Consider the following 3,680-nt stretch of genomic DNA (forward strand, 5'->3'; position numbering starts at 1 on the left):
AAGTGCATTTTTTATCAAAAAATGCTGGAGTGACTTTCACCCCAACATTTATTATAGAACCATTTTTATAATGTATATGAAAGGTTTAGAAATAATTCAAAGAAAAATTGAGGTATTAAAAATAGATAATGGTTTAATTAAAGTTATAGATATTAATAAACAAACTATAAGAATTTTTAAAAGAGATTATATTTTAATTGCTATGAATCTTAATATAACAAATAATAGAAATAGGATTTAAAACAGTGCTTAAAATGCTCCTGTTTTAAATATATTAATATACATATTTGTTTATAATTTTACATTAAGAGAAGGTTTTTAAAAATTAATATAGAAATACTTTAATAATTCCTAAGTTTTTTATAATGAGGTGATAACATGGAATATATAAAAGAACTTGAAGAAATAACAAAAATGTTTATTAAATTAGCCGAAAAATCACTAAAGGACAATGTAATTGATGAAAATACTTATTATGAAATTACTTTTAATAAGAAGAAATTTTTAAATGAGATTCAAAGTAAAAAAGCAAGATAAGATTTAGGAGATGTTTAAATGTATAATCAAAATAAGAATAAAACTTTATCAATAGTATATAAAGTAAAAAAGAATCTAAAATATAAATTATTATAAGCAGATTAAAATTCCTACATTAACATTCAAAAATAGAGAGTTGAAGCTGAGTTGTCAACCCTCTATTTTTTGGTGTTAAGGTTAATGTAATTAAAATGGAAATATTGCTAAATTTTTTTAGAGTATATTATAATAATATTAAAAAAGATGTAATAAATATGACGAAAATAAATATAAGCGTAGCCGATGAAATAAAGAAATTCAAAGAACTTTTAGATGATGGTATTATTATACAAGATGAATTTAATAATAAGAAAAAAGAATTATTAGGAAAACAATATATGAAATTTAATAATATTTTTTTACATTACAATTTTATAAAAAATTATTATTGTTAAATACAAAAACATATAAATAAAATCACATAATTATTTTATTAAATCCTTGATAACTTAAATATTTAAGTTATCAAGGATTTTTTCTATGAAAGTTTCGAATATAAGTTTTATATTTTCATTAATTAACTTTTTATTATCCTTTATAAGTATGAATTTTTTAGGTAAATTATAATTTGATGTATCTTGTAGGTTTAAAGGTAAGTCATACATTTCTTGATCTAAATATAAGCAAGATTTACCTGTGGATAATTTGCCAGTATTTATTATTATAGATAATTCAAATAATCCATCAGAAGGAGTCCATTTAAATGTATAATTATCATTATAATGTATTTGGTTATTAATATTTAATATATTTGTTTTTCCATTTAAAATTAGCTTTTCATTTTTGAAACTTATATTTCTTATATCTAAACTAAGATTCATTGTGTGATTTTTTAAATATATTGTTTTATTGATATTAGATTTTTCTTCTATTAGATCATAAATCCTTAATATTTTTGGTAAATAATATATATCATCATAGTTATGATTTAAAATTATTTTTTTTAGTTGTTCATCTTTAGTAGAGACATAGTTATAGTAATAATTTATACTTTCTTTGCCTGATATAGTATCTTTTCGATAAATACCTAAATATTTTTCTATAGATTTTAATTTGCAATTGTCTAAATTTAATAGATTTTTGTATTTCTTTACTACTTTTAGTAAATCTATATTTTTTTTATTATCTATTGAATATTTAAGGTTATTATATTTGAATCTTTTATTTAAGAAGGGAATATCAAAGACATTTCCATTAAAAGATATAAGAATATCAAATTTAGAAATAATACCTATGAATTTAGTAAGTAGTTCTTTTTCATCTTTTAATTCATTTGCAAATAATTGGATAATTTTTATTCCATTATTTGTAGGATATAATACACCTATTAAAATAGTTCTATCTTTATACCTACTAAAACCTGTAGTTTCTATATCGAAAAAACAATAGCTTTTATTTTTTAAGTTATTTTTCATTTCTTTGGGCAAAGAAATGAAAAAATCTAATTCGTTAGAGATAACCTCCAAATTATCACCTCCTCCAGATTAAATTAATAATCAACTATTTAATTATAAAATAATTTATAAAAATAGTAAATAACAAACTATTATATTAAATTTAGGGAATGAATTACTTATTTTAATATGATAAACTATGAAATAGAGTAGTTTATTTTATAGATATTTTTGAAAGATATATTAATTATGAATATAGTGGTATTAGGAGAGTGAAAAATGAATAATAATCAAGTAATTGAAAGACTTAAATATACTTCTAAAGAACAAAATTTAGCGATAATAAAATTATCTTTTTTAGATATATTATATAGAAAAAAGGTAATAGATAAATATGATAATGATTTAAGTGAAATATTTAATACTTTAGGATCACAATATGAACATATTCGTAAATCAAAAGAAAAGGTAATTGAAAATATACAAAAAATTAATTTAATATATGAAGAGAATTTAAAAGATGATAATAAATTAGAATATTTTAAGAATATAAGAAAAAATATACATAGAATTATAATAGACTTATCTAGATATCTTACTGAGATTTTATATTATAATACTATTTATTATGATATTTTAAGTAGGAAAGAGTTTAAAGGTAATATTAAAATTGATTTAGAAAAATTTTATAAAGAAGTTTATTCATTTTTGATAGAAGATGAAGAATTATTGAATCAAAAAATTTCTGAGATAATATGGACTGTTCCTATTAAGATATCTAAAAAGAAATATTATGATATATTAGAAACTTCATTAAAGAATAGCTTTAAAAATTATAGTAAGGAAAAAGTTGATATATTATTTAAGAGATTTAAAGGTATTTTTAACGGAACCTTAGAATGGGGATATGTAGATTCATTTGATAAATATTTTAGAGCAAGTCAATATTATAAAGATGTAGATTACAAAAATATTAGTTATGAAGAATTAGATGCTGCATATATGGAAAGTAAAAATACCATAAATGAGATTGAAAAATTATTAAAATATATTAGAGAAATGGGAATAGTAATAAATAAATTTATAATAATTAATTTATTAAAATATGATATGAATTCATTAGAAATAAAAGACATTGATTTATATATTAATAAAATTGAAAATGATTCTGAAGAAAAATTATTAATTAGAATAAATGAAATGCAGGAAATATTGATTACTACTACAAAAGATTATCAAGATATTACTAGAAATATAATAAAAAATAATTTTGATATTGATAAAGATATAGAATATCTTTATCAAAAAACAGAAAAAGTTATAGGGTATTTAAAAGATTATTTTATTGAGAGAGAAGAATTAATTTTTAATAAAAATGAATATGTGGATCAATCTTATTTATATAATTCTATTGAGAATTTTATTCAGTTTATAGATAGAAATATTAAAAACATGGATAATAGAAACAGAAAGATAAGAATGAAAAAGATATTATCATTAATAGATAATCCTTTTAGAACTCCTGATGAATTTTTTTATTATTTAAAAAGCAGTTTAGAATTTAATAATGATAAAGAAGAAATGAAATATATAATGAGTGAGATATATTCTATTATATCCGATTATAAAAAAAGACCTTAAAAAAGGTTTTAGTGTTGCATTAAAGAAATTATTACAGGTTGACATGGAAAAAATTATATAATGAAAAAA

Annotated in this window: 5 protein-coding genes; 4 read left to right on the forward strand and 1 reads right to left on the reverse strand. The window is 18.9% G+C overall.

Annotation, left to right across the window (positions count from 1 at the left end; all coding sequences use genetic code 11):
• The 3 genes from GOQ29_RS14465 to GOQ29_RS14915 all read left to right on the forward strand — a co-directional run.
• A partial coding sequence (locus tag GOQ29_RS14465; RefSeq protein ID WP_207750624.1) for a hypothetical protein occupies positions 1–241 on the forward strand: 241 nt, incomplete at its 5' end.
• A 137-nt stretch (positions 242–378) separates the two neighbouring features.
• Entirely contained in the window at positions 379–537 is a 159-nt protein-coding gene (locus GOQ29_RS00975) for a hypothetical protein (RefSeq protein ID WP_203370534.1), read from the forward strand.
• Positions 538–791: 254 nt separating this feature from the next.
• Positions 792–971 (forward strand): SHOCT domain-containing protein, encoded by a 180-nt coding sequence (locus tag GOQ29_RS14915; protein WP_350445950.1) that lies wholly within the window; start codon positions 792–794, stop codon positions 969–971.
• A gap of 54 nt (positions 972–1,025) precedes the next feature.
• Here GOQ29_RS14915 and GOQ29_RS00985 read toward each other — a convergent pair whose 3' ends face one another.
• A complete protein-coding gene (locus GOQ29_RS00985) occupies positions 1,026–2,042 on the reverse strand; it encodes a ribonuclease H-like domain-containing protein (RefSeq protein WP_203370535.1) in 1,017 nt (338 codons plus the stop codon).
• Positions 2,043–2,249: 207 nt separating this feature from the next.
• On the opposite strand from GOQ29_RS00985, the gene GOQ29_RS00990 reads away from it, so the two are divergent.
• Entirely contained in the window at positions 2,250–3,611 is a 1,362-nt protein-coding gene (locus GOQ29_RS00990) for a hypothetical protein (RefSeq protein ID WP_203370536.1), read from the forward strand.
• The last annotated feature ends 69 nt before the right edge of the window (positions 3,612–3,680 follow it).

Origin of the sequence: Anaeromonas gelatinilytica (assembly GCF_016820635.1) — a bacterium.
Classification (GTDB): domain Bacteria; phylum Bacillota; class Clostridia; order Tissierellales; family SIT17; genus Anaeromonas; species Anaeromonas gelatinilytica.